The 25872-nt window shown below is 71.6% G+C and carries 23 protein-coding genes and 1 tRNA gene; 7 read left to right on the plus strand and 17 right to left on the minus strand.

What is annotated here, in order from left to right; translation table 11 throughout:
- Positions 1-534 precede the first annotated feature (534 nt).
- From DC008_RS18265 to DC008_RS35455, 3 genes are all read right to left on the minus strand, one after another.
- Complete coding sequence (locus tag DC008_RS18265; protein ID WP_108707895.1) at positions 535-1050, minus strand: phosphoribosyltransferase; 516 nt, start codon at positions 1048-1050, stop codon at positions 535-537.
- 7 nt (positions 1051-1057) lie between these two features.
- Positions 1058-1633: a dCTP deaminase gene (dcd, locus tag DC008_RS18270; protein WP_055621172.1), complete on the minus strand. Its 576-nt coding sequence runs from the start codon at positions 1631-1633 to the stop codon at positions 1058-1060.
- A gap of 82 nt (positions 1634-1715) precedes the next feature.
- Positions 1716-1874: a hypothetical protein gene (locus DC008_RS35455; RefSeq protein ID WP_164492328.1), complete on the minus strand. Its 159-nt coding sequence runs from the start codon at positions 1872-1874 to the stop codon at positions 1716-1718.
- Between the two features lie 299 nt (positions 1875-2173).
- Between DC008_RS35455 and DC008_RS18275 the strand changes: the two genes are divergently transcribed.
- Positions 2174-2247: transfer RNA gene (locus DC008_RS18275), tRNA-Gly, on the plus strand.
- A gap of 321 nt (positions 2248-2568) precedes the next feature.
- On the opposite strand, the gene DC008_RS18280 is transcribed toward DC008_RS18275, so the two are convergent.
- On the minus strand, positions 2569-3957 hold the full coding sequence (locus DC008_RS18280; RefSeq protein ID WP_108707896.1) for an NAD(P)-binding domain-containing protein: 1389 nt from the start codon (positions 3955-3957) through the stop codon (positions 2569-2571).
- Between the two features lie 37 nt (positions 3958-3994).
- Positions 3995-4150, minus strand: a complete 156-nt coding sequence (locus DC008_RS35460; protein WP_164492329.1) for a hypothetical protein — start codon at positions 4148-4150, stop codon at positions 3995-3997.
- A 104-nt stretch (positions 4151-4254) separates the two neighbouring features.
- Between DC008_RS35460 and DC008_RS18285 the strand changes: the two genes are divergently transcribed.
- Positions 4255-5316, plus strand: a complete 1062-nt coding sequence (locus DC008_RS18285; RefSeq protein ID WP_108710758.1) for a flavin-containing monooxygenase — start codon at positions 4255-4257, stop codon at positions 5314-5316.
- A gap of 39 nt (positions 5317-5355) precedes the next feature.
- Entirely contained in the window at positions 5356-5730 is a 375-nt protein-coding gene (locus tag DC008_RS18290) for an ArsR/SmtB family transcription factor (protein ID WP_108707897.1), read from the plus strand.
- A gap of 312 nt (positions 5731-6042) precedes the next feature.
- Here DC008_RS18290 and DC008_RS18295 read toward each other — a convergent pair whose 3' ends face one another.
- The 5 genes from DC008_RS18295 to DC008_RS18320 all read right to left on the minus strand — a co-directional run bounded on the left by DC008_RS18295 (position 6043) and on the right by DC008_RS18320 (position 13636).
- A complete protein-coding gene (locus DC008_RS18295; RefSeq protein ID WP_108707898.1) occupies positions 6043-8907 on the minus strand; it encodes an ABC transporter permease family protein in 2865 nt (954 codons plus the stop codon).
- Positions 8904-9644 carry an ABC transporter ATP-binding protein gene (locus DC008_RS18300; protein WP_108707899.1) on the minus strand — a complete coding sequence of 247 codons (741 nt, stop codon included), beginning with the start codon at positions 9642-9644 and terminating at the stop codon, positions 8904-8906. Before DC008_RS18300 ends, DC008_RS18295 begins: the two co-directional genes overlap by 4 nt.
- A gap of 255 nt (positions 9645-9899) precedes the next feature.
- On the minus strand, positions 9900-10556 hold the full coding sequence (locus DC008_RS18305) for a PadR family transcriptional regulator (RefSeq protein WP_108707900.1): 657 nt from the start codon (positions 10554-10556) through the stop codon (positions 9900-9902).
- Positions 10557-11184: 628 nt separating this feature from the next.
- Positions 11185-12045: a helix-turn-helix transcriptional regulator gene (locus DC008_RS18315; RefSeq protein ID WP_108710759.1), complete on the minus strand. Its 861-nt coding sequence runs from the start codon at positions 12043-12045 to the stop codon at positions 11185-11187.
- Between the two features lie 151 nt (positions 12046-12196).
- On the minus strand, positions 12197-13636 hold the full coding sequence (locus tag DC008_RS18320) for an MFS transporter (protein ID WP_244221373.1): 1440 nt from the start codon (positions 13634-13636) through the stop codon (positions 12197-12199).
- Between the two features lie 275 nt (positions 13637-13911).
- Between DC008_RS18320 and DC008_RS18325 the strand changes: the two genes are divergently transcribed.
- Positions 13912-14586 (plus strand): DUF4232 domain-containing protein, encoded by a 675-nt coding sequence (locus DC008_RS18325; protein WP_108707902.1) that lies wholly within the window; start codon positions 13912-13914, stop codon positions 14584-14586.
- Positions 14587-14653: 67 nt separating this feature from the next.
- Here DC008_RS18325 and DC008_RS18330 read toward each other — a convergent pair whose 3' ends face one another.
- The 4 genes from DC008_RS18330 to DC008_RS18345 are packed head-to-tail and all read right to left on the minus strand — an operon-like array spanning position 14654 to position 20510.
- Positions 14654-16000, minus strand: coding sequence for a DUF4407 domain-containing protein (locus DC008_RS18330; protein WP_108707903.1), 1347 nt, complete (start codon positions 15998-16000; stop codon positions 14654-14656).
- On the minus strand, positions 15990-17471 hold the full coding sequence (locus tag DC008_RS18335; protein WP_108707904.1) for a hypothetical protein: 1482 nt from the start codon (positions 17469-17471) through the stop codon (positions 15990-15992). Before DC008_RS18335 ends, DC008_RS18330 begins: the two co-directional genes overlap by 11 nt.
- Positions 17472-17476: 5 nt before the next feature.
- Positions 17477-19720 (minus strand): hypothetical protein, encoded by a 2244-nt coding sequence (locus DC008_RS18340; protein WP_108707905.1) that lies wholly within the window; start codon positions 19718-19720, stop codon positions 17477-17479.
- A gap of 28 nt (positions 19721-19748) precedes the next feature.
- Positions 19749-20510: a hypothetical protein gene (locus DC008_RS18345; protein ID WP_108707906.1), complete on the minus strand. Its 762-nt coding sequence runs from the start codon at positions 20508-20510 to the stop codon at positions 19749-19751.
- A 324-nt stretch (positions 20511-20834) separates the two neighbouring features.
- On the opposite strand from DC008_RS18345, the gene DC008_RS18350 reads away from it, so the two are divergent.
- Positions 20835-21353 (plus strand): Pycsar system effector family protein, encoded by a 519-nt coding sequence (locus DC008_RS18350; protein WP_108707907.1) that lies wholly within the window; start codon positions 20835-20837, stop codon positions 21351-21353.
- A gap of 11 nt (positions 21354-21364) precedes the next feature.
- On the opposite strand, the gene DC008_RS18355 is transcribed toward DC008_RS18350, so the two are convergent.
- From DC008_RS18355 to metG, 3 genes are all read right to left on the minus strand, one after another.
- Entirely contained in the window at positions 21365-22063 is a 699-nt protein-coding gene (locus DC008_RS18355; protein WP_108707908.1) for a Crp/Fnr family transcriptional regulator, read from the minus strand.
- A gap of 87 nt (positions 22064-22150) precedes the next feature.
- Positions 22151-22885, minus strand: a complete 735-nt coding sequence (locus tag DC008_RS18360) for a hypothetical protein (RefSeq protein ID WP_108707909.1) — start codon at positions 22883-22885, stop codon at positions 22151-22153.
- A gap of 271 nt (positions 22886-23156) precedes the next feature.
- On the minus strand, positions 23157-24779 hold the full coding sequence (gene metG / locus DC008_RS18365) for a methionine--tRNA ligase (RefSeq protein ID WP_108707910.1): 1623 nt from the start codon (positions 24777-24779) through the stop codon (positions 23157-23159).
- A 150-nt stretch (positions 24780-24929) separates the two neighbouring features.
- Here metG and DC008_RS18370 point away from each other — a divergent pair, with 150 nt between their 5' ends.
- Positions 24930-25352 carry a hypothetical protein gene (locus DC008_RS18370; protein WP_108707911.1) on the plus strand — a complete coding sequence of 141 codons (423 nt, stop codon included), beginning with the start codon at positions 24930-24932 and terminating at the stop codon, positions 25350-25352.
- A 117-nt stretch (positions 25353-25469) separates the two neighbouring features.
- Complete coding sequence (locus DC008_RS18375; RefSeq protein WP_108707912.1) at positions 25470-25691, plus strand: hypothetical protein; 222 nt, start codon at positions 25470-25472, stop codon at positions 25689-25691.
- Positions 25692-25872 lie beyond the last annotated feature (181 nt).

Here is a 25872-nt window from a genome sequence, read left to right on the forward strand (position 1 = left end):
TAGGCCGTGGAGCTATAGTCGGGATGTGCACGCATGCACACGTGCATACCTAGCCGCTGAGCACGGCAAACGGGCTCAGCTTCCATGGCTGGCTCTACGCGAAAGAGCCCGGCCCTGGTTGCAGCCAGGGTCCGGGCCCCCGCGTGGAGTCGTTAAGCGGGTCCGGCCGACTAGCTAACGGCCGGGCCCGCTTTGCTGCCCTACCGTCGTCCGGCTCACCACTTACGTCGACGCCCTATCGCGCCAGCTGCTCCACACAGCCTGCGACCGCCGCAATCGCGGTGAGCAACGCGACCAAGACCTCAGCCTTTACGAGCCATCGCCTCGGGTCTCGCTGGTGCTCTTCGCGATCGTCCGGCTTCCGCAGATCTGCCATGTGCATTTCCAATCCGGTGACGCCAACCCCCCATAACTGGTGGGGCCCTCGGCTCTTAGGGCCGAAGCTCAGGATGGACCGGAAGTGCACGGCAGAAGCATATCGGTCGGCACTGACAACCACGGGTGCGCCCGAACCAGTGCCGATCTTCAAGGGACCTAGAGCGCCTCCCTGTTCGCCTTTGCCGCCTCGCCCGACTTATGTACTGGAGGCAAAACGCTCCACGGGAAGTTGATCCAGTCGTCCGTGCGCTTCCAGACGTACTCGCACTTCACGAGGGAGTGGGACTTCTCGTAGATCACGGCGGAGCGGACCTCGGCGACGTGCTCGACGCAGAAGTCGTGGACGAGCTTGAGCGTCTTGCCGGTGTCGGCGACGTCGTCGGCGATCAGCACCTTCTTGTCGGTGAAGTCGATCGCGTTCGGGACGGGCGCCAGCATGACCGGCATCTCCAGCGTGGTGCCGACGCCGGTGTAGAACTCGACGTTCACCAGGTGCAGGTTCTTGCAGTCGAGCGCGTAGGCGAGCCCCCCGGCCACGAAGACGCCGCCCCGGGCGATGCTCAGCACGATGTCCGGCTGGTAGCCGTCGTCGGCGATGGTCTGCGCCAGCTCACGGACGGCGCTGCCGAAGGCCTCGTAGGTCAGGTTCTCCCGCACGGGGGCGTCGCTCATGCCGTCCTCACACCTGGGTCCGATGGAAGTTCTGGAAGGACCGGGACGCGGTCGGCCCGCGCTGCCCCTGGTACCGCGACCCGTACCGCTCGCTGCCGTAGGGGAACTCGGCGGGCGAGGTCAGCCGGAACATGCACAGCTGCCCGATCTTCATGCCCGGCCACAGCTTGATCGGCAGCGTGGCGAGGTTCGACAGCTCGAGGGTGACGTGCCCGCTGAAGCCCGGGTCGATGAACCCGGCGGTCGAGTGCGTGACGAGCCCGAGCCGCCCGAGCGAGGACTTGCCCTCGAGCCGGGAAGCAAGATCATCGGGGAGGGTGATGACCTCGTACGTCGACGCGAGCACGAACTCCCCGGGGTGGAGGATGAACGGCTCGTCGCCCTCGGGCTCGACGAGCCGCGTCAGATCCGCCTGCTCGATCGAGGGGTCGATGTGCGGGTACCGGTGGTTCTCGAACACCCGGAAGTACCGGTCCAGCCGTACGTCGATGCTGGACGGCTGCACCATGGAGTGGTCGTAGGGATCGATCCGGACCCGCCCGGCGTCGATCTCGGCCCGGATGTCCTTGTCTGAGAGAAGCACGCCCCGAGGATACGCAAGGCGCGCGTACCGGCCACAACCGCACCGTCCGCGCGCCCCACGCCGTGCCTGTCCGTGCCGCCGGCTACCGCTTCTCCACCTGCACCGGCACCGCGCTGCGGAGCCGGGCACAGCGGGGACATCGCACGAGCCGGCCGGGGCCGAGCCGCTCGGCCTGCTGCATCGGGAACGAGGCGGTGCTGAACACGTGCCCTTCGGCACACTGGACGACGGTGCGCTCCATCAAGTCCTGAAGTCCCTTCCCCAAGAGCCGCGCCCGGCTGCTGCCTGCCGGACGACGATAGGCCACATTACGGGATCAAAGGGACGGCTCTCCAGGCGGCACTCCGACCCCGCCCGGACCCTCTTCCACCCCTCCACGGTACGCCCCAACTCCGGCGCCCCGCAGTCGCGTCCACCCCCTGAAAACGCCCCCCTGAAAACCACTCAGGCCCCGACGCGACAGCGCCCGGGCCCGGAGATGAGGTACAGTGACGAGGCGATCGGACACCCCCTCCGGTTACCCCGGATCGGGCGTCTTACGCGGGTGTAGTTTAATGGTAGAACATCAGCTTCCCAAGCTGAGAGCGCGAGTTCGATTCTCGTCACCCGCTCCATGCGAAACCCCCAGGTCAGTGACCCGGGGGTTTCTTTGTTGTCCAGGCCGGTGAGCGGGCGCCGCACCACCACCGCACCATGAGTCCGCCGACGGTTCCTCCCTGTGGTGCGCCCGGTCGTCGGGGTGGTGTTGCGCACGCTCGGCGCGTAGAGGTCGTCCAGCCCGGCGGCGACCTCCCGTTGCCGGTCCTCGTTCGGGGCGGCGGCGATGACGACGAGGCTGGTGGTTCCGAGCACCGATCCGGCGGTCATGACCGCGCGGGGCCGCGACCGGTCCCCTGTTCCGGTCGCGGCCCCGTCGTTGCGGGTGTGGAGAGTGGTCACGAGCCGCAGCAGCCGCCCGCGGAGGCCTCCTCGGCAGGCGCCTTCGCGCCGAGCTGGACCAGTTGCGGCGTCGGGGCGCAGCAGCCGTCGTCGCCACGGTCCGCCTCGGGGGCGTCGAAGAGCCCTGCTCCGCCGCACACCCCGGTTTCGGGGAGGGTGAGTTCGACGCGGTCGGCGGAGTCGGTGTCCCCGGCGATGGCGGCCACGACGGAGCGGACCTGCTCGTATCCGGTCATCGCCAGGAACGTCGGGGCGCGGCCGTAGGACTTCATGCCGACGAGGTGGAAGTCCTGTTCCGGGTGGGCGAGTTCGCGGTGGCCGTGCGGGTAGACGGTGCCGCAGGAGTGCTGGTTGGGGTCGATCAGCGGGGCCAGCGCGGTGGGGGCCTGGAGCCGTTCGTCCAGGCCGAGCCGGATCTCCGACAGGAACGACAGGTCCGGCCGGAACCCGGTCAGCGCGATCACCTCGTCCACCGGTTCCAGGCGGCGGCCGTCCTCGGCGACCAGGACCAGGCGGCCGTCGCCGGTGCGCTCGATCGCGTCGGTGCGGAAGCCGGTGACGGCGTCCGCGTGACCGTCGTCCACCGCGGCCTTGGCCGCGAGCCCGAGCGCGCCGCGGGCCGGGAGCTGGTCGGCGGTGCCGCCGCCGAAGGTCGAGCCGGAGATGCCTCGGCGCAGGATCCACACGGCGTGGGTGCCGGCGCCGTCGTCGGCCTCGGCCAGGTCGGCGAGGTAGGCGAGCGCGGTGAAGGCGGAGGCACCGGAGCCGATGACGGCGGTGCGCCTGCCCGCGTACCGGGCCCGTACGGCCGGGTCCTTCAGGTCGGGCACCCGGTAGGTGATCTGGTCGGCGGCCGCGCGCTCGCCGAGTGCGGGCAGTCCGCTGCCGCCGGCCGGGCCGGGGCCGGCCCAGGTGCCGGAGGCGTCGATGACCGCCCGGGCGAACAGCTTCTCCTCCCGGCCGTCGGTGTGAGCGATGTGGATGACGAAGGGCTGCGCCTCACGGTCGGCGTCGACGACCCGGTCACGACCGGTGCGGGACACGCCGGTCACCCGGACGCCGGTGCGCACGCGGTCACCGAGGACGTCGGCGAGCGGCCGCAGGTACAGGTCGGCCCACTCGCCACCGGAGGGACAGGAGTCCGGGTCCGGCTCCACCCACCCGGTCGGGGCGAGGAGCTTCTCGGCTGCCGGGTCGGTGAGTTCGCTCCAGGTGGAGAACAGCCGGACATGGCTCCACTCGCGCACGGCGCTGCCGGCCGCGGTGCCGGCCTCCAGCACGAGCGGTTCGATGCCTCGTGCGACCAGGTGGGCGGCGGCGGCCAGGCCGACCGGTCCGGCTCCGATGACCACGACGGGCAGGTTCTGCTCTTCCAGCTTGTCCATGACGGCTGTTCCTCGATGTCGTTGCGGCGCGGGTGGGTCAGCGGAGGGTGGTGAGTGCGAGGTGCGTACTGCGGCGCCGGGCATCCGCCCGGCACGCGGCGTCGCAGACGGCTGCGCAGCTGTCGCAGAACTGGACGCCGGCCAGGTGGCGGGCGGTGGAGCGGGCCAGAGCGCCCCGGATCCAGGCGAGCATAGGGACTCCCTGTTTCGATTGTTGTCGATGTCTTGCGGGATCAAGCATGGCACCTGTATTGATGGGCGTCAACATAGACAGCTATCGAATTATGGAGCCCGATGATGGAGCACGTCGACGTCGCGGTGATCGGTGGCGGTCAGGCCGGCCTGGCGATGGCGCACGCCCTGCTGCGGGAGGGTGTGACACCTGTGGTGCTGGAGGCGTCGGACAGGGCGGCGGGGTCGTGGCCGCGCTACTACGACAGCCTGACCCTCTTCTCGCCCGCCCGGTACAGCGCACTGCCCGGCCTGATCTTCCCGGGAGATCCGGACCGCTACCCGCATCGCGACGAAGTCATCTCGTACCTCACCGACTACGCCGCCCATCTGTGCGCCGACATCCGCACCGGCCACCGCGTCACCGTGGTTCACCGGACCGGCGACGCCCGGTTCGAGCTGGAGCTCGAGGACCGCGACAGCCTCTCGGCGCGGGCCGTGGTCGCCGCCTCCGGCACGTTCGGCCGCCCGTACCGTCCGACCCTTCCAGGCCTTGACGATTTCCCTGGTGAGGTACTCCACGCCGCCGAGTACCGCACACCCCGGCCGTTCACCGGGCGGCGCGTCGTAGTGGTCGGTGCGGGCAACTCCGCGGTGCAGATCGCCGCCGAGCTCGCCGGAACATCACGCGCCACGCTCGCCAGCCGGAAACCGGTGAAGTTCGCCCGCCGGCGGATCCTCGGCCGCGACCTGCACTTCTGGCTGCGGTACACCGGTCTGGACGCAGTGCCTCTCGGCAGCGTCCTGCGCGAACCGCCGACTCAGCCCGTCCTCGACGACGGCCGCTACCGGAGCGCTGTGAGGGAGGGGCGGCCGGACCGACAGCCGATGTTCACCAGCCTCGACGGGGCCGAGGCGGCGTGGGTGGACGGCACCCGCGAGGAGGTGGACACGATCATCCTGGCCACCGGATACCGCCCTGACGTCCCCTACCTCGCGGACCTCGACGGCGCCCTCGATGCCGGCGGCCACCCCCGGCACCGCGGCGGCGCGGCGCTCACGGTTCCGGGTCTGGCGTTCGTCGGGCTGGAGTGGCAGCGCGCCCTGTCGTCGAACTCCCTGCGCGGCGTAGGCCGGGACGCCGCCCGCGTCGCCCGTCACCTGTCGGCCCGCCTCGGGCGTCGATGACCCTGGCCCGCTTGGTTCGACATGTGTCAACATAGACGCATGTCGAACGCGAAGGTGTTGCCGCTGCTGGAACCCGAGGGCCAGAGTGTGGCGCCGTGCTGCCCGCCGCTGACCGAGCGGCCCCTGGACGCCGCGGAGGCCGAGACCGCCGCCCGTATGTTCAAGGCGCTGGGCGACCCCGTACGGCTCCGGCTGTTCTCCGCGGTCGCCTCGCACGAGGGCGGCGAGGCGTGCGTGTGCGACATCTCCGACGTCGGCGTCTCCCAGCCGACCGTCTCCCACCACCTGAAGAAGCTCAAGGAAGCCGGTCTCCTGACCTCCGAGCGCCGCGGCACATGGGTCTACTACCGGGTGGAGCCGTCCGTCCTGGCCGCCATGGGCCAGTTGCTGATCAAGGCGTCGACCGCGGCCTGAGGTCAGGCCGCGGTCGGGGCCAGGCACTGTCGGTGGCGTGGGGCACCAGGACGCGATGGCTGTCGATATCCCCTGGTCCCGTGCGCAGTTGGCCGATTTTCTCGACCTCACCGCCCTCTGCGGCCCCGCGGATCCACCGGACGTCAGCAATCTCAGCTCCCGTCTTTCCACCCGCGGCTCACAAACGACACAGTGGCCGGTGCTCATGCGGTGGAGCAGATCCTCGACCGCGTGCTTCCCCACACGGTGTGCCCCTGGACGAGGGTGATCGTGATCCACCCTCGTCCAGGGGCCCGGTCCGGCGACGGAGGCTCAGTGCGCGGCGCGGCGGGCCAGCGCCCCGCGCGAGCGGGTCACCAGTGCGGCCAGCAGGGCGGCGCCGAGGGGCACGGCCACCAGGAGGGCGGCGAGTGTCTCCCAGGGGACGACGATCGGCACGTACGGCGGGGCGTCACCGACGCCGCCCCACCCCTGGTCGAGAGCCTCCTGGTAGGAGCGCATCCGCTCACGCTCCTCGGTGAGCCGCAGTCCGACCGCGGGCAGGAGACCGGCCGCCGAGCCGAGGACCACACCCATCGCGGCGATCACACCGCACTGGAAGCCGCTGAGCGTGCGGCGCACCCGGGGCGGGGCGCCGACCGCGGCGAGCGTCTTGAGATCGGCCTCCGCGTCGGCCTGGGCGAGACCGGTGGCTATGCCGGCCGCACCGATGGTGACCAGGCCGGCGAAGACGGTCAGCGCGAGCAGGACGAGCTTGTTCTCGTCGACCCAGCCCTCCTCCACGGTCAGCTCGACGTTGCTGCCGAGCTTGGCGATCTCGGCGTCGAGCCTCTGCCGCTGCTCGGTGCTGGGCATCCGGTCGGTGCTGAAGACGGCGCCGAGGGGGACGGTGGTCAGTCCGGCGGCCTCGGCGGCGGCGGGACTGAGCACGCTCTCCACTCCGTAGGAGTCGGGCGAGCCGGGCACCTGGTAGGCGGGGAAGGACTTCAGCTCGCCCGGGACCGGCTTGTTCTGCTCGACGGCGCGGTCGGCGGCCTTCGGGTCGGTGATCAGCTTGATGCCGACGGTGCCGTTCCTGTCGACCTGGGGCCTGTGGAAGCTGAGGAGCTTTCCGTCGGCGAGGGCCTTGGCAGCACCCGGGTCGTCGATGCCGAGGACCTTCAGGAGCGGGGCGTCGGCGACGAGGAGCCCCTCCTCGACGTAGATGCCGTTGCCGGCGTGCGAGAGGCAGCGCCAGTCCTTGGCGAGGGCGCGCCGCTGCTCCTTGGTGTACTTCTCCGCCGGGTCGGAGCCGTCGGGGGAGACGGCCCACAGCGGGCACTCGTTGGCCGGCGGGATGACGACGTCGAAGCGGCCACAGCCCTCGCCCTCGCCGTACGGGGCGCAGCCGGGCTTGCCGACGGCGATCCGGAACACGTCGGCGCGGACGTCGACGGGCAGCGTCCGCTGCACGGCGTCGCGGACCGCGGGGACGTCCCGGCCTCCCTCCTCGGTGACGAGTGCGGCGACGGCCCCGTGCGGCAGGCTGGCCTGATACTCGGCCAGACTCTGGGCGTCGCGGCTCGCGGCGTACGTCGAGACGGCGACGGTGCCCGCGACGGCGGCCAGGACGGCGGCGACAGCGGGTGCCGTACGGCCCCGGTTGCGGACGGCGTCCCGCAGGGCGAGGCGCGGCGAGAGCGGCAGCCAGCGGCCGGCCCGGCCGAACAGGCCGACCAGGGCGGGCGTCATGGCGACCACACCCAGCTCGGCGATGGCCGAGCCACCCGCGACCAGGACGAACTGGTCGGAGACGACCGAGCCGTACAGGCCGATGGTCGCGCCGAGCAGGACGGCGCCGAAGCCGATCAGCGGCAGCACGCGGTTGCTGCGGCGCACGCCGCGACGGCCGGTGAGGGAGGCCAGGACGGTCTGCCGGGAGGCGGTGACGGCCGGGATGACCGCGGAGAGCAGGCCGGTGAGGACGGCGAGCGCGGCGATGGCGAGCAGTTCCAGCGGCCTGACGGTGAAGCCGCCGAACCGCTGCCCCATGTAGTCCTCGAGGAGCGGACGGAGGGCGAAGGTCAGGACCAGGGCGAGGACGATGCCGACCAGGGCCGCCGCGACGCCGATGACCAGGCCGCCGCTCAGCACGATGGCCCGGACATGGCTGCGGGCACCGCCGTTGGCGCCGACCAGGCCGAGCTGGCGGCGGGAACGACGGGCGCCGACGGCGAAGGCGGGACCGGCGAGCAGGCAGATCTCCAGCATCGCCAAGCCGACGACCGTGCCCACGGCGGCGAGCGCGGCGGCGTCGGTACCCCCGCTGTTGTAGTTGGCCCAGTCTTTTCTCTGGTAGAGCGGCACCTCGGAGTCGGCGGGCGGGTCGAGTGCCACGACGCGCGAGGCGACCAGGACACCCTTGGCGTTGATCCCCTGGACCGTGTTCCACGTGAAACCACCGGCCTTCTTCACCAGGTAGGTGGTGGAGATGTCGGGCTTCGGCAGCCCGGCCTTCTCGACCGCCTTGGCGTACGGCGCGAGGAAGGCCCCCGGCAGGGCGTTGACCTGCTGTGCCGTGAGGTCGCTGGGCAGCTCGTACGAGCCGCTGATCACATAGGTGCGGTCGAAGCCGCGGGCGGTGAGGGTGGAGCCGACGGACAGCCCGCTGCTCTCCAGGAACCGGGTGGTCGCGGCGATCTCGTCGTTCTTCTCGGGGAAGCGGCCCTCCTGCAGCCGCATGATGCCCCGGGCCACGGGATCGGCGGCGGCCAGCTCACGGACCTCGGTCTGGAGCAGACCGTGCGTGGTGGTCAGCTTGGCGGTGCCGCTGCTGTCGGTCAGCACCGTCGAACCGGCCGGGATGGTCTTGGTGACATCGGTCGGGCCGTCGGGCCAGGATGCGCCCGGTGAGGAGTAGTCCCCGGCCGGGGTGCTCTGCTCGCCCGCGGGGTCCTGCAGGATGGCCACGCCGGCCGTTCGGGCGTCGGAGAAGCGGGCGTCGGCGGCGCCCAGGGTGCGCTCCATCCGCTGCGCGGGGGTGAGTTCGGCGCTGCGTACGGTCAGGTCCAGGGCGCTCACGCCCAGGATCGGCAGCGCGATCATGGCGAGGACGAGGAAGCTGCGGCCCTTGGAGCGCCAGGCGTCACGGCGGGCGATGCGGACCGCGGCCCGCCAGGAGTGGAACCAGGTCGTCACCGCTGGGCCGCCCGGCCGGTCAGGAGCGAGTCGGCGTCGCTGCGCAGGGTCTGGTCGACGACGGCGCCGTCCCGCAGGAAGACGACCCGGTCGGCCCAGGCGGCGAACCGCGGCTCGTGGGTGACCATGACGCCGGCGGCTCCGGCGTCGCAGCGGGAGCGCAGCAAGCCCAGCACGGACTCGCCGGTCTCGGAGTCGAGGGCGCCGGTGGGCTCGTCGGCGAGGACGAGCCGGCGGTCGCCGACGAGGGCGCGGGCGATGGCCACGCGCTGCTGCTGGCCGCCGGACATCTCGTCGGGGAACCGGTCGGCGAGTTGGCCGAGGTCCATCTCGGCGAGGGCGGCGAGGGCCTCGGTGCGGGCCTTGCGGGTCGATATGCCGTCCAGTTCGCGGGGCAGGGCCACATTCTCGGCGGCGGTGAGGGCCGGGATGAGGTTGTAGTCCTGGAAGACGTAGCCGATGCTGCGGCGGCGCAGGGCTGCGAGCCCCTTGATGCCGAGGGCGGTGATGTCGGTGCCCTCGACGAAGACCTGCCCGGAGGTGGGGTTGTCGAGGCCGCCGGCGATGGTGAGCAGGGTGGACTTGCCGGAGCCCGACGGGCCCATGACGGCGACGAGTTCACCGGGGTGGACGTCGAGGTCGATGCCGCGCAGGGCGTGCACCTCGGTGGCGCCGGAGCCGTGCACGCGGGTCAGGTTCCGCAGGCTCAGCACGGGCTGCTGCTGTGGTGTGGACATGGTTTCCCCTCGGGCGTACGCCGGCGAGCGGCCGGACGTCGGTGCGACGGACGGTCGTTGGCAGCGCCGTGCGTACGGTATGGGTCTGGTCGGGTGGTTCGGAGCCTTCAAGTGCTACGAGTGGGCCGGGTGGAGCGGGTGGACTCGGTCGGCCCCGTGGGTCCGGTCGTTCGGGCGCTCAGGACGAAGGTGTCGCGGCCGTGGCCTGCTCCGTCGCGCTGTTCGGCGAGGGCGGCCGCTCGTGAAGGTCGGACGTCACGGGCGGTGGCGTGCGGTCTTCTCTGCCCTGCCTGCCGCCCGCGCCCCCGTCCCCGCCGCTCCCGCCACCGCCCCTGGCGAGGCCGGCTCCGGCCCCACCGCCTGGGCGGTCGACGAGAGCCGGATCAGCCGGGACTCGCAGTGGTCGAGCCAGCGCGCCTCGGCCTCGGTCTGGAAGATCAGCTGCTCCAGGACGAGGAGCCAGGCGATGTCGTCCCGCTCCCGGTCCCCGTTCTTCTCCACGGCGGTGAGGGCCTGCGCCTTCAGCCGGGTGTAGTCCTGCATGGCCTTCACGGTGTGCCGGCGCTGGGACTGGATGACGTCACGGATGTCGACCCCTGGCGCCCCGACGGCCATGGCCAGCTTGATGGCCAGCTCGTCACGGGCCGGGCTGGTGCGGTCGACGGGGTGCTCGAACCAGCTGCGAAGTTCGTCGCGACCACTGTCGGTGATCGCGTAGAGCGCGTGGCCGGCCTCGTCCTCACCGTCCTGCACGACCATGCCGTCGCGTTCGAGCCGGCTGAGCGTCGTGTAGACCTGACCCACGTTGAGCGGCCAGGTGGAGCCGGTGCGGGACTCGAACTCCGTACGGAGCTGTGAGCCGTAGCGCGGGCCGCGTTCGAGGAGGGCGAGAAGCCCGTGCCGGATGGACATACCGAGTATGTATACCGAGTAAGTCCGCGGTGGACAACCGACCTGAGGCGGACGCCGGAGGTCCGACTCAAGGGGGACCCGGGCCGTCACGAGTCGCTCGGCGGCGGCGCATCCGCACCCCGAGGCAGCCGATGCCGAGGGCCCACCGGAGCCGGCCCCACGCCCGGTGTGAACGCGGGAATCCGCCGGTCGGAGAGGCCGAGGGGGGCCTCGATACCGCCTCCCGTGAGCGGCCGTCGACTGCTCCGCGGGCAAGCTCTCGGCGGCCGGGGCGTCCGTCTTGGGTACCGCATCGCCCACCTCGTCCGGCTCCTCATCTGTTGCCGTTGTGGTACGAGCGGGCTTCACCGGGCCCGTGGAGGACGGCGAGCCGGAGGGGTCGGCCGGTCGGCCGGGCGGCTCCCGGCCCTCCCGGCCGGCGCCCCCGAGGGCGGCGGAGTCGCCGGGCGCGGGCGCGTCGGGCGGCCCCGACGGCTCGGGACCCGCCGGACGGGCGGGTCCGGCGGGTCCGGAGGAAGGCGACGCCGTGGGGAGTCACGGCGCTCCGGCGGTCCTGAGCGCGTCCGCCGCCCGCCGAGGGCGACGGCACCCCGGTCCACCAGGGCCGGGGTGCCGTCTTTCTCGCAGTTCAGGGCTGGTGTGCCGCGTCCACGTCCACCATCAGCAGTTGCAGCGCCGCCTCATGCGGGGAATCTGGTTCCGCGTGGTAGAACTTCAGGATGTTGCCGTCCTGAAGGTCCGCCGACTGGTACATCAGCTCCAGTTCGCCGACCACCGGATGATCGAAGAGCTTGGTGCCCTCGACACAGTTGGACACCCGCTGGCGGCACCACAGGGCAGCGAACTCCTCGCTGCGAATGGTGAGTTCGCCGATCAGTTCGGCCAGGCGCGGATCGTGCCGGTGGTTGCCGGAGATGAAGCGCAGATACGTCACGTTCGCCTCCGACTCGGCGCCCCAGTCGGCGTACAGCGTCCGGACGTTGTCGTCGAGGAAGTTCATCTTGATGATGTTCGGGCGCTGTTCGGGCTGCTCCGGGGCGTCGAAGTCCAGGTGCGGCGCGAACAGCCGGTGGTAGAGGGCGTTCCAGCTGAGGATGTCGCAGCGGTAGTTGAGGACGGCGACCGCCACGTTCCCGAGGGACTCGACGAGCATCCTCGTGCAGGGGCTGATCCGGTCGCCGCTCGGCGCCGGCTCATGGGGGTTCTGCACCGGCGTACCGATCTTGAGCAGGTAGTCCCGCTCGTCGGCGGTCAGTTGCAGGGCCCGGGCGATGGACAGCAGCACCTGGGGCGAGGCGTGTGCGGTCTGCGACTGCTCCAGCCGTGTGTAGTAGGTCTGGCTCACTCCCGCGAGCGCGGCCACCTCCTCGCGGCGCAGGCCCGGGACGCGCCGGGAGCCGCTGGATCGAAGGCCCATCTGCTCCGGCCGTACGCGTTCGCGCATCTGGCGGAGGTAGCTGCCGAGGTCCGTGTTCACGATGTGCTCCACCTTCACGACTCTAGGAGGAGGAAGTCCGGTACGGGACGGCGATGCGCGACGGCCGGGAAGGCGGTACGGGGGATCCGTCTTCCCGGCCGTGCGGTGCCGCGAGGTGACGGGGGATGCGCCCTCCTGGCCGTCCGGGGCCGCTGTCCGTGACTCAGCCGGACAGGGCCGTCCTGCGGCGCAACGCCACCCCCAGCAGCAGTCCCACCACGACCTGGCAGCCGCCGGCGATGCCGATGGCCGTGTGGATGCCGTTCAGTTCCTCGGCCGCGGTCACCGTGCCGTGGCCGATGACGGCCGCGAACACGGCGCTGATCAGCGGGATGCCGATGGCGATGCCGACCTGCTGGCTCTGCGTGGCCATGCCCGTCGCCATGCCCTGCAGGTCGGAGTCGACGGACGAGGTGGCGATGACCATGAAGGACAGGGCCGCCGTCATGGAGAAGAAGGCGTTCACGAACTGTGTGGCGATCAGCGGGATCAGCCAGCGGGAGTCCGCGGTCGCCCACAGCGCGGGCAGCATGAACGCGCCCTGCAGGAACAGCGAGACACCGAGCAGGGTGCGCGGCTGGACGCGCTGGAGGATGCGCGGGCCGACCGTGCCGGCGATGATCTGGCCCACGCCGATGCCGAGCAGCACCAGGCCGGCGACGAGGGAGGAGAGGCCGAGCACGTCCTGGACGTACAGGCCGGTGAAGAAGATCAGCGCGGTCTCGCCGCCGAAGATGAACAGGGCGGCCAGGTTGCCGAACGCGATGTCGGGCTTCTTCAGGACGCGCACCGGCACCAGGGCGTCGGCGGTACGGCTCTCCACCGCCCAGAACACGGCCAGCAGCACGGCACCGCCGATCAGGGCGGCGCCCGCGATCAGGTCGAAGCCCTCCTCGCCGACGCGGGTGACGCCGTAGATGCCGGAGAAGAGGCCGAGGGTGATCAGGACGGCACCGGGCAGGTCGATCCGGGTGCGCTGCGCGGCCCTGCTCTCGTCGACGACCAGCGGCACGACCAGGATGGCGGCGATGGCCACGGGGATGTTGATGAAGAACGCCCAGCGCCAGGAGAACACGTCGGTGAGGACACCGCCGAGGACCGCGCCGACACTGAAACCGGAGCTCATCATCACGCTGTTCAGGCCGAGCGCACGGGTGCGCAGGGTGGGCTCGGTGAAGGCGGTGGTGAGCAGGGCGAGCGCGGCAGGCGTGACCGCGGCGGTGGCCAGGCCCTGGAGGGTACGGGCGACGAGCAGCAACCCCGGGGAGTCCGCGATGCCGCCGATGAGGGACGAGACGGCGAGGACGGCCATCCCCGCGGTGAAGATGCGCCGACGCCCCACGTAGTCGCCCACGCGCCCGAACACCAGGGTGCAGCCGGCGGCGCACAGCGCGAACGTCGTGGTGATCCACTGGAGGCTGCCGGTGGAGAACCCCAGGGCGGTGCCGACCTCGGGGAGCGCGACGTTCAGGACGGAGAAGTCGGCGGCCATCATGAACTGCGAGGCCAGGAGCACCACCAGGGCGGCGACCTGACGGCCGGTCATCCTGACTGGACTCGCCTGCTCGGCTGGGGAACTCGTGGTGGTGTCAGCGGTGGTCATGCCCCCACCCTCGGCCGCCCGGCCGACCCCAGCCAGACCCCTCCTGACGCCACTCCTGGGGAGACTGTCACTGGGAGTGCCACCTTCGGCGATCGCCGTGGGCGCGTTCCCCCACGCCTCCTTCACCATGTCCTCAGCCTGTGACAACGGTGTCCTGGAACGACTGCGGTGGGAGCCTTCGGGCTCCGGAGGCCCTCATAGTGATCGAGTGACCGCAAAGCCGAGAGCGGCTTCGTCATGAATCACCACTGACCACTGTGATGTAGGGGGATCCGATGTTCCGCAACCACCGCAAGGCCTTTCTTCTCTCCGCCGCCGTCCTGGGCGGGGCCCTGCTGATGACCGCCTGTGAGGACGGGGACGCGGCCAAGGACACCGGTGCCGCGCAGAGCTCCGCGCCCGCCTCGAACACGGCGGGTTCGTCCGCCGCCTCGTCCGGCTCGGCGGGTGGGGACAGTGAGAAGGCGGGCGGTGCCAAGGGCAAGGGGACCGGCGACGCGGAGGACAGCGGGTCCGGGGTGGACACCGGTGACGGCACGCGGGTGCCGGTCGAGCAGGGCTGCGGGGCCAACGACATCACCTGGAGCACCCGTTCCGAATCGCAGGCGGGCGGATACATCCTGGTCGTCGCCAAGGCGAAGCCGGGGATCACCTGCTACCTGCCCGGCACCCACCCGACCGTGGCGTTCGGGTCGGACGGTACCGAGGCCGGCCCGGCGGAGCAGTCCGTCGGTGAGCCGATCAAGCTGACCGGCGGCACCACCGCCTACGCCGGTGTGAACCCGAAGACGACCAACACGAACGACGGCAAGGAGCTGGACTCCATCATCGTGGCCGTCGACGGTTCCGACGCCGACCCGGTCTCCCTGAAGGTCGGCACGATCTCCGTCGACAAGCCGATCGTCACCAACTGGCACACGGCCGCGGCCGACGCCGTTCCCTTCGACTGACGGACACATACCGCCCGGACAGGGTGGTGTGCTGCCGGAAGCCGGTGGCACACCACCCCGTCCGCGTTCAGGCGTGGCGGGTGCGCAGGATGCGGTTCATCCGGGCGTCCAGCTCGGCGCGTTCCTTCACGGCGCGTTCCGCCTGGGCGGTCCGGTACCGGTGGTCCAGGGTCTGCATCCGGTCGTTGGCGTCGAGTTCGACGCGGTGGCGCTGTACGTCGTGTTCCATCCGCGCGCACTCGTGCCGTACCTGGAGTTCCTCGGCGTGCAGCCGGCGGCTGGCCTCGAAGCGGGAGCCGAGGATCCTGTCGTACATGGTGCTGCCGCTCATGAACTTGGCCAGGACGGGCAGGGCGTCGAAGCCCAGAAGCAGCAGGTGCAGGACGATGGTCAGGAAGAAGGCGAAGCCGTCGGAGCCGGCGACCGTCTTCAGGCCGTGCGCCCGGGTGAGGATGCCGTCCGTGTCCAGGGCGGCCTCGCGTTCCTTCGTCCGGGTGTCGATGGCCCGCTGGAGCAGCGGCTGGTAGGTCTCCGCGGCCTTGTTCTTCTTCTCCGCGAGGGTCTGGCCCTCGGCCCTGAGGGCCGCGAGCTGCTTCTCGTACGTGTCGATCTTGCTGGTTTCGCGGTACGACGAGGAGTCCTCGCGGGCCCGTTCGCAGGTGATGGTGACGTCCCTGACGCCGCCCCGCCAGATCCAGTTGTCCCGGCCGCAGAGCCGCTGTTCGGCCGCCATCCGGTCCTTGAGCGTCCGGTTGATCGACGCCACCTGCGTCTCCAGCGCCTTCGCCCGGGACGCGTTGCTCTCCGTCTGCTGGGAGAGCTCCGCCGGGGACCCGGCGATCTTCAGCTGGTAGCGCCGGCACTCCGCGCGGTCGGCGGTGGAGGCGCCGTCCGTCGGGTTGCAGGCGACGAGCATGCCCCGGTAGTCGGCGACCTTCTGCTCGTTGCCGACGGCGATCTCCTGGCGGATCTCCTTGTCGAAGATCTGGAACAGGATCGGCTCGGCGATGAACAGGCCCAGCAGCACCGACAGCAGCAGGCGCAGACCGAGCGACCACTTCTTGACCTTGGTGCCGTGGGTGCTGGAGACCAGCCAGCTGTCCATCACGAGGACGACCCAGAACCAGACCGCCGCGACCAGGAGCACGACCACCAGCGGCAGGTCGGAGCGGAAGCTGCCGAGCGCCAGGGACATGGACAGGGCGCCGACCAGGGCCGTGTTGAGGACGATCGCGCCGTACCAGGTGTAGCGCGTGCGCTCCTCCGGCACCCAGGCGAGGAGCTCCTCGCGGATGCCGATCAGCCGGCGCAGCCGCGCGGCCGCTCCGGTGCCGGGCGGGATCGGGCGTACGGAGCCCCGGTCGTCGTCCGGTGGGGCGCTGTCGTACGGGCGCAGCGGGGTGTCAGTGGCCAAGGCTCGCCTCCGAGTCGGTGCCGCCGAGGTCGAGGTCGTCGTCGAGGTCGGCCGCGGCCGTTCGGCGGGCGCGGTCGCCGGAGACGGATGTCCGCGCGGCTCCCTCCAGCTCGCCCGAGGCCTCGTCCTGGCCCGGCAGCGCGTCCCCGTCGGACTGCGGTTTGACGGTCACCTCGCTGACGCCGTTGATGAACTCGCCGGGGCCGCTCGCCACGCCGTCGAACAGACCGCGGGCGAACGCCTCCTTGGTGAGCGCGGTCTTCGCCTTGAGCACCTCGCCGGCCCATTCGCGGTCGTCGCGCCGGCGCCGCTCAGCGTCGGCCCGTGCCTCCTGGCGGCTGCGCAGCTCGTCCTCGCGCTCCGCCTCCCAGCGGCGCAGCTCCGCACGGCGCTCCTCGATGGCGTCCTCGCGGCGGTCGGCGCGGGTCAGCTCGTACCGGCGGTCGTCGCGTTCGAGCTTCCAGCGCTCGTCCTCCCGGTCGACGGAGAGCCGCTGCAGCGCGGCCTCGTGGTCGGCCCGGCGCCTGCCGTCCAGCCGCTGGGCGAGGTCGTCGGAGGAGATGTCGCCGGAGCGCATGGCCAGGAAGTCGGCGGCGCTGGGGTCGGTGCCGACGATCTGCAGGTCCTCGACGAGTTCGGCGCGGGTGGCGCGGTTGCGCGCGCGCTGCCGTTCGAGTTCGTGCTCCTGCTGGACGGCGTCCTCGTCGCGCTGGTAGCGGTTGCGCAGCCGCTCCTCCTCCTGCCGGTTGCGTTCCCTGCTCACGGCGCTCATGTTGCGCAGTTCCTCGCGCCGGATCTCCAGCTCGGTCTCCAGCAGGGCCCGGCGCAGGTTGGCCTCCTGCTCCCGTTCCTCCCGCTCGCGGGTCCAGTCCAGAACGCGGCGGCTCTCCTCCTCCTTCGCGAGGGCCTCGGCGAGCTCCGCGGGGGTGAGGACCTCGACCGCCCCGTGCCGGACGCGCATCCCGGACAGCACGGCCGGGCGCATCTCCTGGTACGCGGTGAGCCGGGCGTCGATACGGTCGCGGACGGCGAGCGAGTCGACGATGGGCCGGTCGCTGCCGTCCTCGGTGAACCCGGGTACCGAGCGCAGATGGCCCAGGAGCAGCGCCTCGACGTCCGTGACGCCGTCGCGTACGACCGCGCAGGCGTCGACGACCGTGCAGTAGAAGGTCGTCCGTACGGTGAAGTCGCCGACCTCGCCGGACGGGATGCTGGTCTCCACCACGACGGGTTTCTCGACCCGCCGGTCGACGACCGTGACGGAACTGGCGTCGACCACCGTGCGGTCGTCGGATCGCAGCTGCCCGTGGTCCTCGACGTACTCCTCGCCGACCCGGAAGACGCGCACATGGTGCGCGGCGACGGTGGGCAGTTCGTCGTCGGTGCGGGACACGCGCCGGCTCAGGAAGCCTCCGCGTTTTCCGGCGCGTGTGTACTCCCGCTGCTCGACGAGCGGGTAATTCTCGGCCATACCTGTCATTCCTCCGTGCTCAGTACGGCGTCAAGGAAGAGGTGGATCAGATGGGTGGGCGCCGGTCCGGTCCGTTCGGCGCGGCGGACGGCCGCTTCGAAGCCGGCCCGCAGCGCGGGTCCTTCATGGGGGCGCAGGGCGGTGCCGACGGCCGTACCCAGACGGACGGCGGCGGGGTCGGGGTTCTCGCAGGCGGAGGGCAGGGCGGCCACCGTGGCGTACAGGCCGTCCAGTGCCCGCCGCCGGCGGGGCAGGTTGCCGAGGACACCGGCCCACAGCTCGCCGACCTTCTCGGTCTGCGCGGGGCTGTGCACCAGGACGTCGGCGCAGACGGGGCGGCCCGTGCGCGCGTCGCGTGCCCGCAGGACGGTCAGCGCGGCGTCGAGGACGCCCTCCTTGGAGCGGTCCGCCGGCAGATCACGCTGGGCGCGCAGCCGGTAGGCGAGCGGGCGGAACACCGCGCCGGTGTCCTGCCGGCATTCGGCCAGTACGGCGACCAGCCCGGCCAGCGCGAAGGCGGCCCCGGCGCCCCGCCCGGTCAGTCGCAGCAGGGTGTGCACGGCGTCGGTCGGGAACCGTACGCCGAGCTGGCCGCTGAACGCGGCGGTGGCCGTGGAGCGCACCACCGGGTCGTAGGAGCGGGACCAGTCCCGGGCCACGCCGAGTGCCACGGCGGCGAGGCTCTCGTCGAGGCACATGCAGTGCAGCACCAGGGTGGCGGTGGACTGCCCGGCGGGGCCCGCCACACCGGACGCCCAGGGGTGCAGATAGTTCTGGACGACCTCCTCGAAGGCGGAGGGGGTGAGCAGGGCCAGCCCCTGGGCGATGGAGAGCTGCAGCTCCAGGTCGGTCCGGCCGTCGCTCAGCAGTTCGGTCAGCCAGTCCCGCACACCGTCCCAGTACACGGTCGAGCGCATGGTCCACAGCTCGCGCAGCACCCACGCCCGGTGCTGCTGGTGGGCGAAGACCAGCGCGGTGCGGGTGAGCGCGCCGTTCTCGCGCTCCTCGACGGTGACCAGGGCGTTGCGGGCCAGCGCGAGACGTCGGTCGGCGGCACGCCGGGCGGCCTCGGCGGCCTCCTCCTCGGTCGGTTCGGCGAAGGCCCGCGCCACATGCCGTTCCAGCCGCTGCTGGCAGGTCTCGAAGTCGCGGAAGCCCGCACCGGTGACGAAGGCGAGCGTGGTGACCTCGGCCCACTCCTGCGGGGTGCGCTCCGCGGCGAACCACTCTCGCACGGGTGCCGCCGCGTTGGAGCCGTACTCCTTCCAGACCACGTCGGCCTCGGCGCCCGCGCCGATCCGCTCGGCCGCCGCGACGACCTCTGCGGTCCGGCAGCCCTCGGGCATCAGCTGCGCGGCCCGCTCGACGGTCTCCGGCACGCACCGCGCCCGGGTGAGCCGTACCCGCAGCACGGCCGCCGGGTCCGGCGCCCGCCAGGCCACATGGCGTACGGCCTCGGGGGCCCGGCCCTGCGGCTCGTGCACGGTGGTCACCACCAGGTGCGCCCCGTGCTCGCGCACGGTGTCGCGGACCCGCCGCCAGTCGAAGTCGGCGGTGGCGGTGGTGCCCTCGTGCATCCGGTCGAGCAGCACATAGCCGACGCCCTTGGTGAACTCGACGCGCCCGTTGGCGAGTTCCTCCAGGCTGCGGCCCGGCGACAGGACGACGTAGTCGCTGCCCTCGGCGACGGTGGCGACGAGCGCCACGGCCCCGGCGCGCTTGCCGGTGCCGGACGGGCCGACGAGGACGACGACACCGTCGCGCTGCAGCGCGGTCACGGCCTCCTCGAAGCAGTCGGGTTCGACGTACGACGCGAGGACGGCGTCGGCCTCGCCGGCGTCGAGGCGGCCGACGGCACGGCGCCGGGCGTGGGCGGAGTCGGCGGCGCCGATGCCGAAGTGCATCTCCGGCGCGTCCAGGGCGCCGAGGAAGTACTGGTTGACGTTGTTGTGGTGGACCTGGTTCGCCGAGTCGGCCCGGGCGTTGTCGTCGGCGGCTTCCTCGGCCGTCGTCCGCTCGGGGGCGTCACCGGTGCCGTCGCTGTCGCTGTCAGGGGTCTCGTCGGAGTCCTCGGGCGTCCGGGGCGGTTCGCCGGGTGCGGTTCCGGGGGTCGGTCCGGTGGACCCGGTCTCGGTCCCGGAAGTGGTGGGCCCGGTTCCGGGCTGCGGAGCCTGTCGCTCCGACTCCGCCGGATCCGGGGCGTCCGGGGCGTCGTCCCGGCCGGTCTGTGCGCTTGCTTGCTCGTCCATACTCAGCCGTCACTCGGTTCCAGCGGACTCAGTTGTGGATCCCGAAGACGGCACGTTGCGCGTGGATGGTTCCGGTGTTGACGGTAACCACCGTGGTGCTCGGTGCAGTTGGCGCACTCGGGGGGCGCGCGCCGACGGCTTCACCACCCCCGTCGCCGGACGTACGTGCCCTCCCGGCGGCGTCGTCCCCGCCGCTGCCCAGGTCGAGCGCCTGGAGGTCGGCTCCCGGCACCCAGATCCAGGCCCGCCCCGCGTACTCCTTCTCGGCGATCCGCACCTCGCCGAACTCCTGCGCACGGAAGGTCGTGTACGCCTCCCGCACCACGTCGTTGAAGACGGTCGCGGAGACCGCCACGGCCAGACAGGCGTCCGGCACCGCGGCCAGGGCCGACCGCAGCGGAGCGCTGTCCAGGATGCGCCCGATCTCGACGGGCGCCCGGCCCACGAAGCCGGTCGGCGCCGGCGACGCCGTACCGAAGTGCACGGCGGCCCGCAGCCGCAGCCACGCCTCGGGCAGCCGCCCGTGGTTGAAGGCCCGCAGCCCGGCGTCGAGCCGCCGCATGAAGGGGTCGACGAGGGCCGGCTCGGAGGCCCCGTCCGGCAGGACGGCGAGCACCGAGTCACCGCCCTCCTGGGTGTCCCACCGCTCCCGCTCCAGGCCGGCGGCCTCGGCGGCCTCGGCGAGCAGTCGCTGGATCGCCTCCTGGAACTGGCGCTGCGTCAGTACGTCGACACCGCCGTATCCCTTGGCGTCGACCGCCAGCAGCAGTCTGCGACCGAACGTTTCCATGATCGAAATCTCCGCTCATTGCTTGGAGTCGCGCTCCGTGCCCGTGCGTCCAGGGCGCGCACCGGACACGCCGGCGTCCGCTTCCCCCACAGGCGGACGCCGGCACGCCAGTCGTACACGCCTCATGAGTGGGGAGACCCCGTCGAAGTACGGGATGCGGAAGGGGCGGAAACATACTGCGGGTGACAGAAGTTACGGGCTGGTACATGTCCGGCGAGGGTGATATCCGGTCATACGAGATCCCGCATTAATGCGAGGTGCCGTGCCACGGCCCGGGTGCCTACTGATGTTCCGACCGCACCGTCCACCGCAGGAGGAACGCGCATGCCGCCCATCGGCGCCGAACCGCAGAGCCGTCCCGAGCAGGCGATGTTCGACGCCCTGCAGGCCACACACCAGCACGCCGACATGAAGGCCGGGATCCTGGCCGCCGCCCAGGCGGCGATGGTCGGCACGGCGGGATCATGGAGCGGACAGGCCCTGCACACCGCGCAGAACGGCGGTCTACGGGGCGTAGTGGCCGGAAGTCTGCTGGTCCTGTTCGTCTGCGCGCTCCTGGGCGGCGCAGGATCACTGGCGGCCACGCTGCGCCCCCGGGTGCTGCGGCCCCACGGCGTCAACCGCTACAGCTTCGCGCATCTGGCGGCCGGTCCCGATCTTCTGCCGCCGGCCGGCGCCGAGGGCGAGGAGGAGCGGCTGCGCCAGGAGCTGTCCTGCACGATCCGGTTCCTCGCCGGAGTGGCCGTGCGCAAGTACCGGTGTCTGACGGTGGCGGTGGTGTGCACGGCGGTGATGGGCGTGAGCGCCGGGCTGCTGGTGACGGCCCGCCCGCTGCTGACCTGACCCGCCGCGTCTCACTCGTGGGTCAGGTCCGCCAGCTCCGTCAGCCGGGGCAGGTCACGGATGGTCGTGGTGCCGTAGCCGGTCTCCAGCAGCCCGTTCAGGCGAAGTTCTCTCAGGCCCTTGTGGATGGTGGTCTCGGCGGCGCCGGTGAGCGCGGCGAGCTCCGGCTGGGTCAGCCGGCAGCCGACGACGACTCCGCCGTCCACCGGGTGCCCGTAGGTGGTGGCCAGCTCCACCAGGAGGCGGGCCAGTCGGACCTTCGCCGGGTAGCCGCGGAAGTCCAGACGGCGTCGGTTCGCCCAGCGGAGCCGGTCGGCGATGATCCTGGTCAGCGCCACGGACACCTCGGGCCGCCGCATCAGCAGCTCGTGCAGCGGGCCGGGCTGCACCACCCGGGCCGTCATCGGGCCGCAGGCCGTCACGGTCGCCGAGCGTGGCGCCGAGCCGTCGACGGCCGCCATCTCGCCGACGGTGTCACCGCCGACGCGGACCGCGAGGAGCGAGGTCTCGCCGTTCTCCACCCGTGCCGTCACCTTGGCGAAGCCGGAGAGCAGCACCAGCACATGCCGGTCGGTCGCCCCCTCGCGCAGCAGCACCTCCCCGGCCTCGAACCGTTTCCGCACGCCCAGCCCGAGCACTTCCTGCCGCGCCTGCGGCGACAGCACCCCCAGCAGACTGCGCGCGGGCCATTCCACGGAGCCGTACGGCATGAGCGGTCCCCCTGACGGTCGCCGAACCCCCGGGAATCCTGCCCCCTGGCACTCCTCCACCGCGCCCGATCGCCGCAATCGCCGCTTTCACGAGGTGCCGGTGCCCCCGGTCCCGCCCGGCGCCGGCCCCTCCCCGTCCAGCGCCGCCCCGATCTCCCGCAACCGCCCTTCCGGCAGTGCGAAGGGGTTGCCCGGGTTGCGGTAGGAGTGCCCGCCGTCGTTGATCCAGACACCGTCCCTGTGGCGCCAGTGGGCGGGCCCCCACTGCCCCTGGTGCTCCAGCAGCATGCGCGCCACTTCGGCGGGCTCCTCGATCGTGGTCAGCGCGTCGAGCGCGGCCGCGAGCCGGGGAGCGGCGTCGTCCGGGAGGTCCGCGTCGCCGAGGGTGGGAAAGAGAAGCAGCAGCCGGGCATCGGCATCGGTGACGCCCGTCGACACCGACTGACCGGCTGCGCCCGCGAGTTCGTGCCAGGCCGTCCCCGGCCCCATGAAGTGACCGTCGTCCACGGCGAGCGTCTCGGCGCTCGGCCAGGACGGATGATGCACCAGATAGTCCACGCCCCACTCCCCGTCGAGGTTGCGGTAGACGACGTACAGGATGTGGCCCGAGCGCAACGGCACGCTGAACACGGGCCACTCGTGGTCGGAGGACAGGGTGCGGTACAGCTCCATCGCCGCGTCCCGGTCGGCACCGAACGCGGCCTCCTCGGCGGCCTCGCCCCGCAGGCAACTGCCGAGGTGCACCGGCCAGAAGAGGGGATCGTCCAGGTAGGCGTGCCCGTCGGCCAGGGGGCCGTACTCGTATCCCGGTATCAGCGGCATACGGGGATCATGGCAGTCGGCTCGGACATCGGACCCCGGCCGGCCGCACCGCCCATCCCGCTACCCGCACTCCGCCGGACGCCTGGTGCACTTCAGCGCCTTCCGCGCGCATCCGCCGCCCCACTGCCCGCGTCGCTCGCCACGTCCGCCTTCAGCCCGGTCACCGTGGCGGAGCCGGCGTGTCGCCAAGCATGATCGACTCGGCCGTCAGCCCATCGGCCCACGCAACTCGGTCGGGCGGAGCGGGTGTCGAGCGTTTGTGCGGCCCGGCTCAGGCCCCCCGCTCCCCCTCCTCCAGCCGAGGGAACAGCGCCGCCCCCTTCACCACCCTCGTCCCGGCCGGCAGCCTGCCCCAGTCCCCGGCCGCCTGGATTCTCTGGTCCGCGAGCGGGCCGAGGGCGGGTTCCGCGCCCAGGGAGGTCCACAGCCGCCGCGACGTCTCCGGCATCACCGGGTGCAGCAGGACCGCGAGGGCGCGGAGCGACTCCGCGGCGGTGCAGAGGATCGTCGCGAGCCGGGCCCGGGCCGCCTCGCTGTCGTCCTTGGCCACCTTCCACGGCTCCTGCTCGGTGAGGTAGCCGTTGACCTGCCGGACGAAGTCGAAGATCGCGGCGATGCCGCCCTGGAAGTCCAGGTCCTCGCCGATCCTGCGGTCGGCCTCCGCGACCGTCCTGGTCAGGCCGGTGCGGATCGCCTGCTCGGCGTCGCCCTCGGCGGTGGAGGCGGGCAGCTCGCCGTCGAGGTAGCGGCCGATCATGGCCGTCACGCGGGAGGCCAGGTTGCCGTAGTCGTTGGCCAGCTCGCTGGTGTAGCGGGCGGAGAAGTCCTCCCAGGAGAACGCGCCGTCCTGGCCGAAGGCGATCGCGCGCAGGAAGTACCAGCGGTACGCGTCCACGCCGAAGTGCGAGGTCAGGTCCTGCGGCCTGATGCCGGTGAGGTTGGACTTGCTCATCTTCTCGCCGCCCACCAGCAGCCAGCCGTTGGCGACGATCCGGCCGGGCAGCGGCAGGCCGTTGGCCATCAGCATCGCGGGCCAGATGACCGCGTGGAAGCGCAGGATGTCCTTGCCGACCAGATGGACGTCCGCCGGGAACGTCGTCGCGAACTTGGCCGGGTTCTCGTTGTAGCCGGCCGCCGTCGCGTAGTTCAGCAGCGCGTCCACCCAGACGTAGATGACGTGCCGGTCGTCCCACGGCACCGGGACGCCCCAGGAGAACGTCGAGCGGGAGATCGAGAGGTCCTGGAGGCCCTGCCGGACGAAATTCACGACCTCGTTGCGCGCGGACTCGGGCTGGATGAACTCCGGGTGGGCCCCGTAGTGGGCGAGCAGCCGCTCGGGGTAGTCGCTCAGCCTGAAGAAGTAGTTCTCCTCCTGGAGGAGCTCCACCGGCTTGCGGTGGATCGGGCACAGCTTCTGGCCCGCGTACTCGCCCTCCCCGTCGAGGAGTTCGGCGGGGATCTTGAACTCCTCGCAGTGGACGCAGTACGGGCCCTCGTAGTCCGCCTTGTAGATCTCGCCGTTGTCGTACAGGTCCTGGACGAACTCCTGGACGCGGTCGGTGTGCCGGCGCTGCGTGGTGCGGATGAAGTCGTCGTGCGCGATCTCCAGGTGCCGCCACAGGGGCTGCCACGCCTCCTCGACGAGCCGGTCGCACCACTCCTGCGGGGAGACGCCGTGCGCGGTCGCGGTGCGCAGGATCTTCTGGCCGTGCTCGTCCGTGCCGGTGAGGAACCAGACCTTCTCACCGCGCTGCCGGTGCCAGCGCGCGAGGACGTCGGCGGCGAGCGTCGTATAGGCGTGGCCCAGGTGCGGGGCGTCGTTGACGTAGTAGATGGGGGTCGTGACGTAGTACGCCTTCTCCCCACCGGACTCGGGTCCCTCGGGCGGCTCCATGCCGGACAAGCCTAGTCGTCCCCTTGCTCCCTGCTTGGGGGGAAAGGCCCTCGGCGTGCCCTGTAGTCGGTGAAAAGCTCAACAACCCGCCACACCGGGCCCGTTACCCTGCCGTCCGGACACCCGCCCGGCCCACCGACGGAGAGCCCTGTGAGACGTACGCCCCGCACCGCCGCCCTGCTCGTGCTCGGTGTCGCCCTGCTCGCCGGCGGAACCGCCTGTACGGCCGAGGACGACGCGCGGCCCGCGGGGGAGCGGATGCCCGCCGATCCGGACCAGGCGAAGTCCAGGAAGACCGCCGAGGAGCTGCGCGACTGGGTCCGGCGGCACGGGAATGCCCGGCAGAAGGAGGCCGTCGGGCGCGTTCGGCGGATCATCCGTGCGGGGGACGGGGAGAGCGGCGACGCCCATGTCTCCACCGACATCAACGGCGGCCCGACCCCGGTACGGGACCCCCTCGCGACCGCCGGCGCGGTCGCCGAGGCGTTCGCCGCGTGGAAGGGTGCGGAGCAGGGGCGTGCGGCGGTGTACGACGTGTTCGGAAACCCCATGATCACCGCCCGTGCGTTCTGATCCGGCCGACGATATGGATTTGTGAAACCGCAGGTCAGGGACGTACGTGACACCATCTGTGGCTTTCTTGTGCCCGGGGCCACAGCGGGCCGGGTGCCCGAAGGCGCATACTGAGCCATGACAAAGCCTCCGGCGCCGAAGCGTCATCTGCCCACCAGCCCCTTCAAGGCCCCGGTCGTGCCGGCTCCAAAACACTTCGCCATGGGCGATCAGGTCACCCATGATGTGTACGGCCTCGGCCGTGTGGTCGGCATCGAGGACGGGGTCGCGGCTCTTGTGGATTTCGGCTCCGCTCAGATGCGGATCGTGAGCCCGTACGCCAAGATGACCAAGCTCTAGTAGCCGCCGGTGCCCGGTCACGGCACCCCAGGTCCCGTCGTGGGACCTGCACGAAAGGCAGAACTCCCATCGAATCGACCACTTCGCTGTTCTCCGCCCTCGAAGGGCAGCCCCGCGCGGCCGGCGCGGCCTCTCCGCCTCCCACCACGACGCCCTTCCAGGCCCCCGACTTCGGGGACGA

It is taken from the genome of Streptomyces nigra (assembly GCF_003074055.1).
Taxonomy (GTDB): domain Bacteria; phylum Actinomycetota; class Actinomycetes; order Streptomycetales; family Streptomycetaceae; genus Streptomyces; species Streptomyces nigra.

Bases quoted from the DNA above. Each gene is read 5' to 3' on its own strand.
- DC008_RS18290 (WP_108707897.1), top strand. From the start codon at position 5,356: ATGTCGAACGCGAAGGTGTTGCCGCTGCTGGAACCCGAGGGCCAGAGT.
- DC008_RS18280 (WP_108707896.1), bottom strand. From the start codon at position 3,957: ATGGACAAGCTGGAAGAGCAGAACCTGCCCGTCGTGGTCATCGGAGCC.
- DC008_RS18345 (WP_108707906.1), bottom strand. From the start codon at position 20,510: ATGGAAACGTTCGGTCGCAGACTGCTGCTGGCGGTCGACGCCAAGGGA.
- DC008_RS18360 (WP_108707909.1), bottom strand. From the start codon at position 22,885: ATGCCGCTGATACCGGGATACGAGTACGGCCCCCTGGCCGACGGGCAC.
- metG (WP_108707910.1), bottom strand. From the start codon at position 24,779: ATGGAGCCGCCCGAGGGACCCGAGTCCGGTGGGGAGAAGGCGTACTAC.
- DC008_RS18350 (WP_108707907.1), top strand. From the start codon at position 20,835: ATGCCGCCCATCGGCGCCGAACCGCAGAGCCGTCCCGAGCAGGCGATG.
- DC008_RS18340 (WP_108707905.1), bottom strand. From the start codon at position 19,720: ATGGACGAGCAAGCAAGCGCACAGACCGGCCGGGACGACGCCCCGGAC.
- DC008_RS18320 (WP_244221373.1), bottom strand. From the start codon at position 13,636: ATGACCACCGCTGACACCACCACGAGTTCCCCAGCCGAGCAGGCGAGT.
- DC008_RS18285 (WP_108710758.1), top strand. From the start codon at position 4,255: ATGGAGCACGTCGACGTCGCGGTGATCGGTGGCGGTCAGGCCGGCCTG.
- DC008_RS18375 (WP_108707912.1), top strand. From the start codon at position 25,470: ATGACAAAGCCTCCGGCGCCGAAGCGTCATCTGCCCACCAGCCCCTTC.
- DC008_RS18335 (WP_108707904.1), bottom strand. From the start codon at position 17,471: ATGGCCGAGAATTACCCGCTCGTCGAGCAGCGGGAGTACACACGCGCC.
- DC008_RS18265 (WP_108707895.1), bottom strand. From the start codon at position 1,050: ATGAGCGACGCCCCCGTGCGGGAGAACCTGACCTACGAGGCCTTCGGC.
- DC008_RS18305 (WP_108707900.1), bottom strand. From the start codon at position 10,556: ATGTCCATCCGGCACGGGCTTCTCGCCCTCCTCGAACGCGGCCCGCGC.
- DC008_RS35455 (WP_164492328.1), bottom strand. From the start codon at position 1,874: ATGGAGCGCACCGTCGTCCAGTGTGCCGAAGGGCACGTGTTCAGCACC.
- DC008_RS35460 (WP_164492329.1), bottom strand. From the start codon at position 4,150: ATGCTCGCCTGGATCCGGGGCGCTCTGGCCCGCTCCACCGCCCGCCAC.
- DC008_RS18325 (WP_108707902.1), top strand. From the start codon at position 13,912: ATGTTCCGCAACCACCGCAAGGCCTTTCTTCTCTCCGCCGCCGTCCTG.
- DC008_RS18355 (WP_108707908.1), bottom strand. From the start codon at position 22,063: ATGCCGTACGGCTCCGTGGAATGGCCCGCGCGCAGTCTGCTGGGGGTG.
- DC008_RS18300 (WP_108707899.1), bottom strand. From the start codon at position 9,644: ATGTCCACACCACAGCAGCAGCCCGTGCTGAGCCTGCGGAACCTGACC.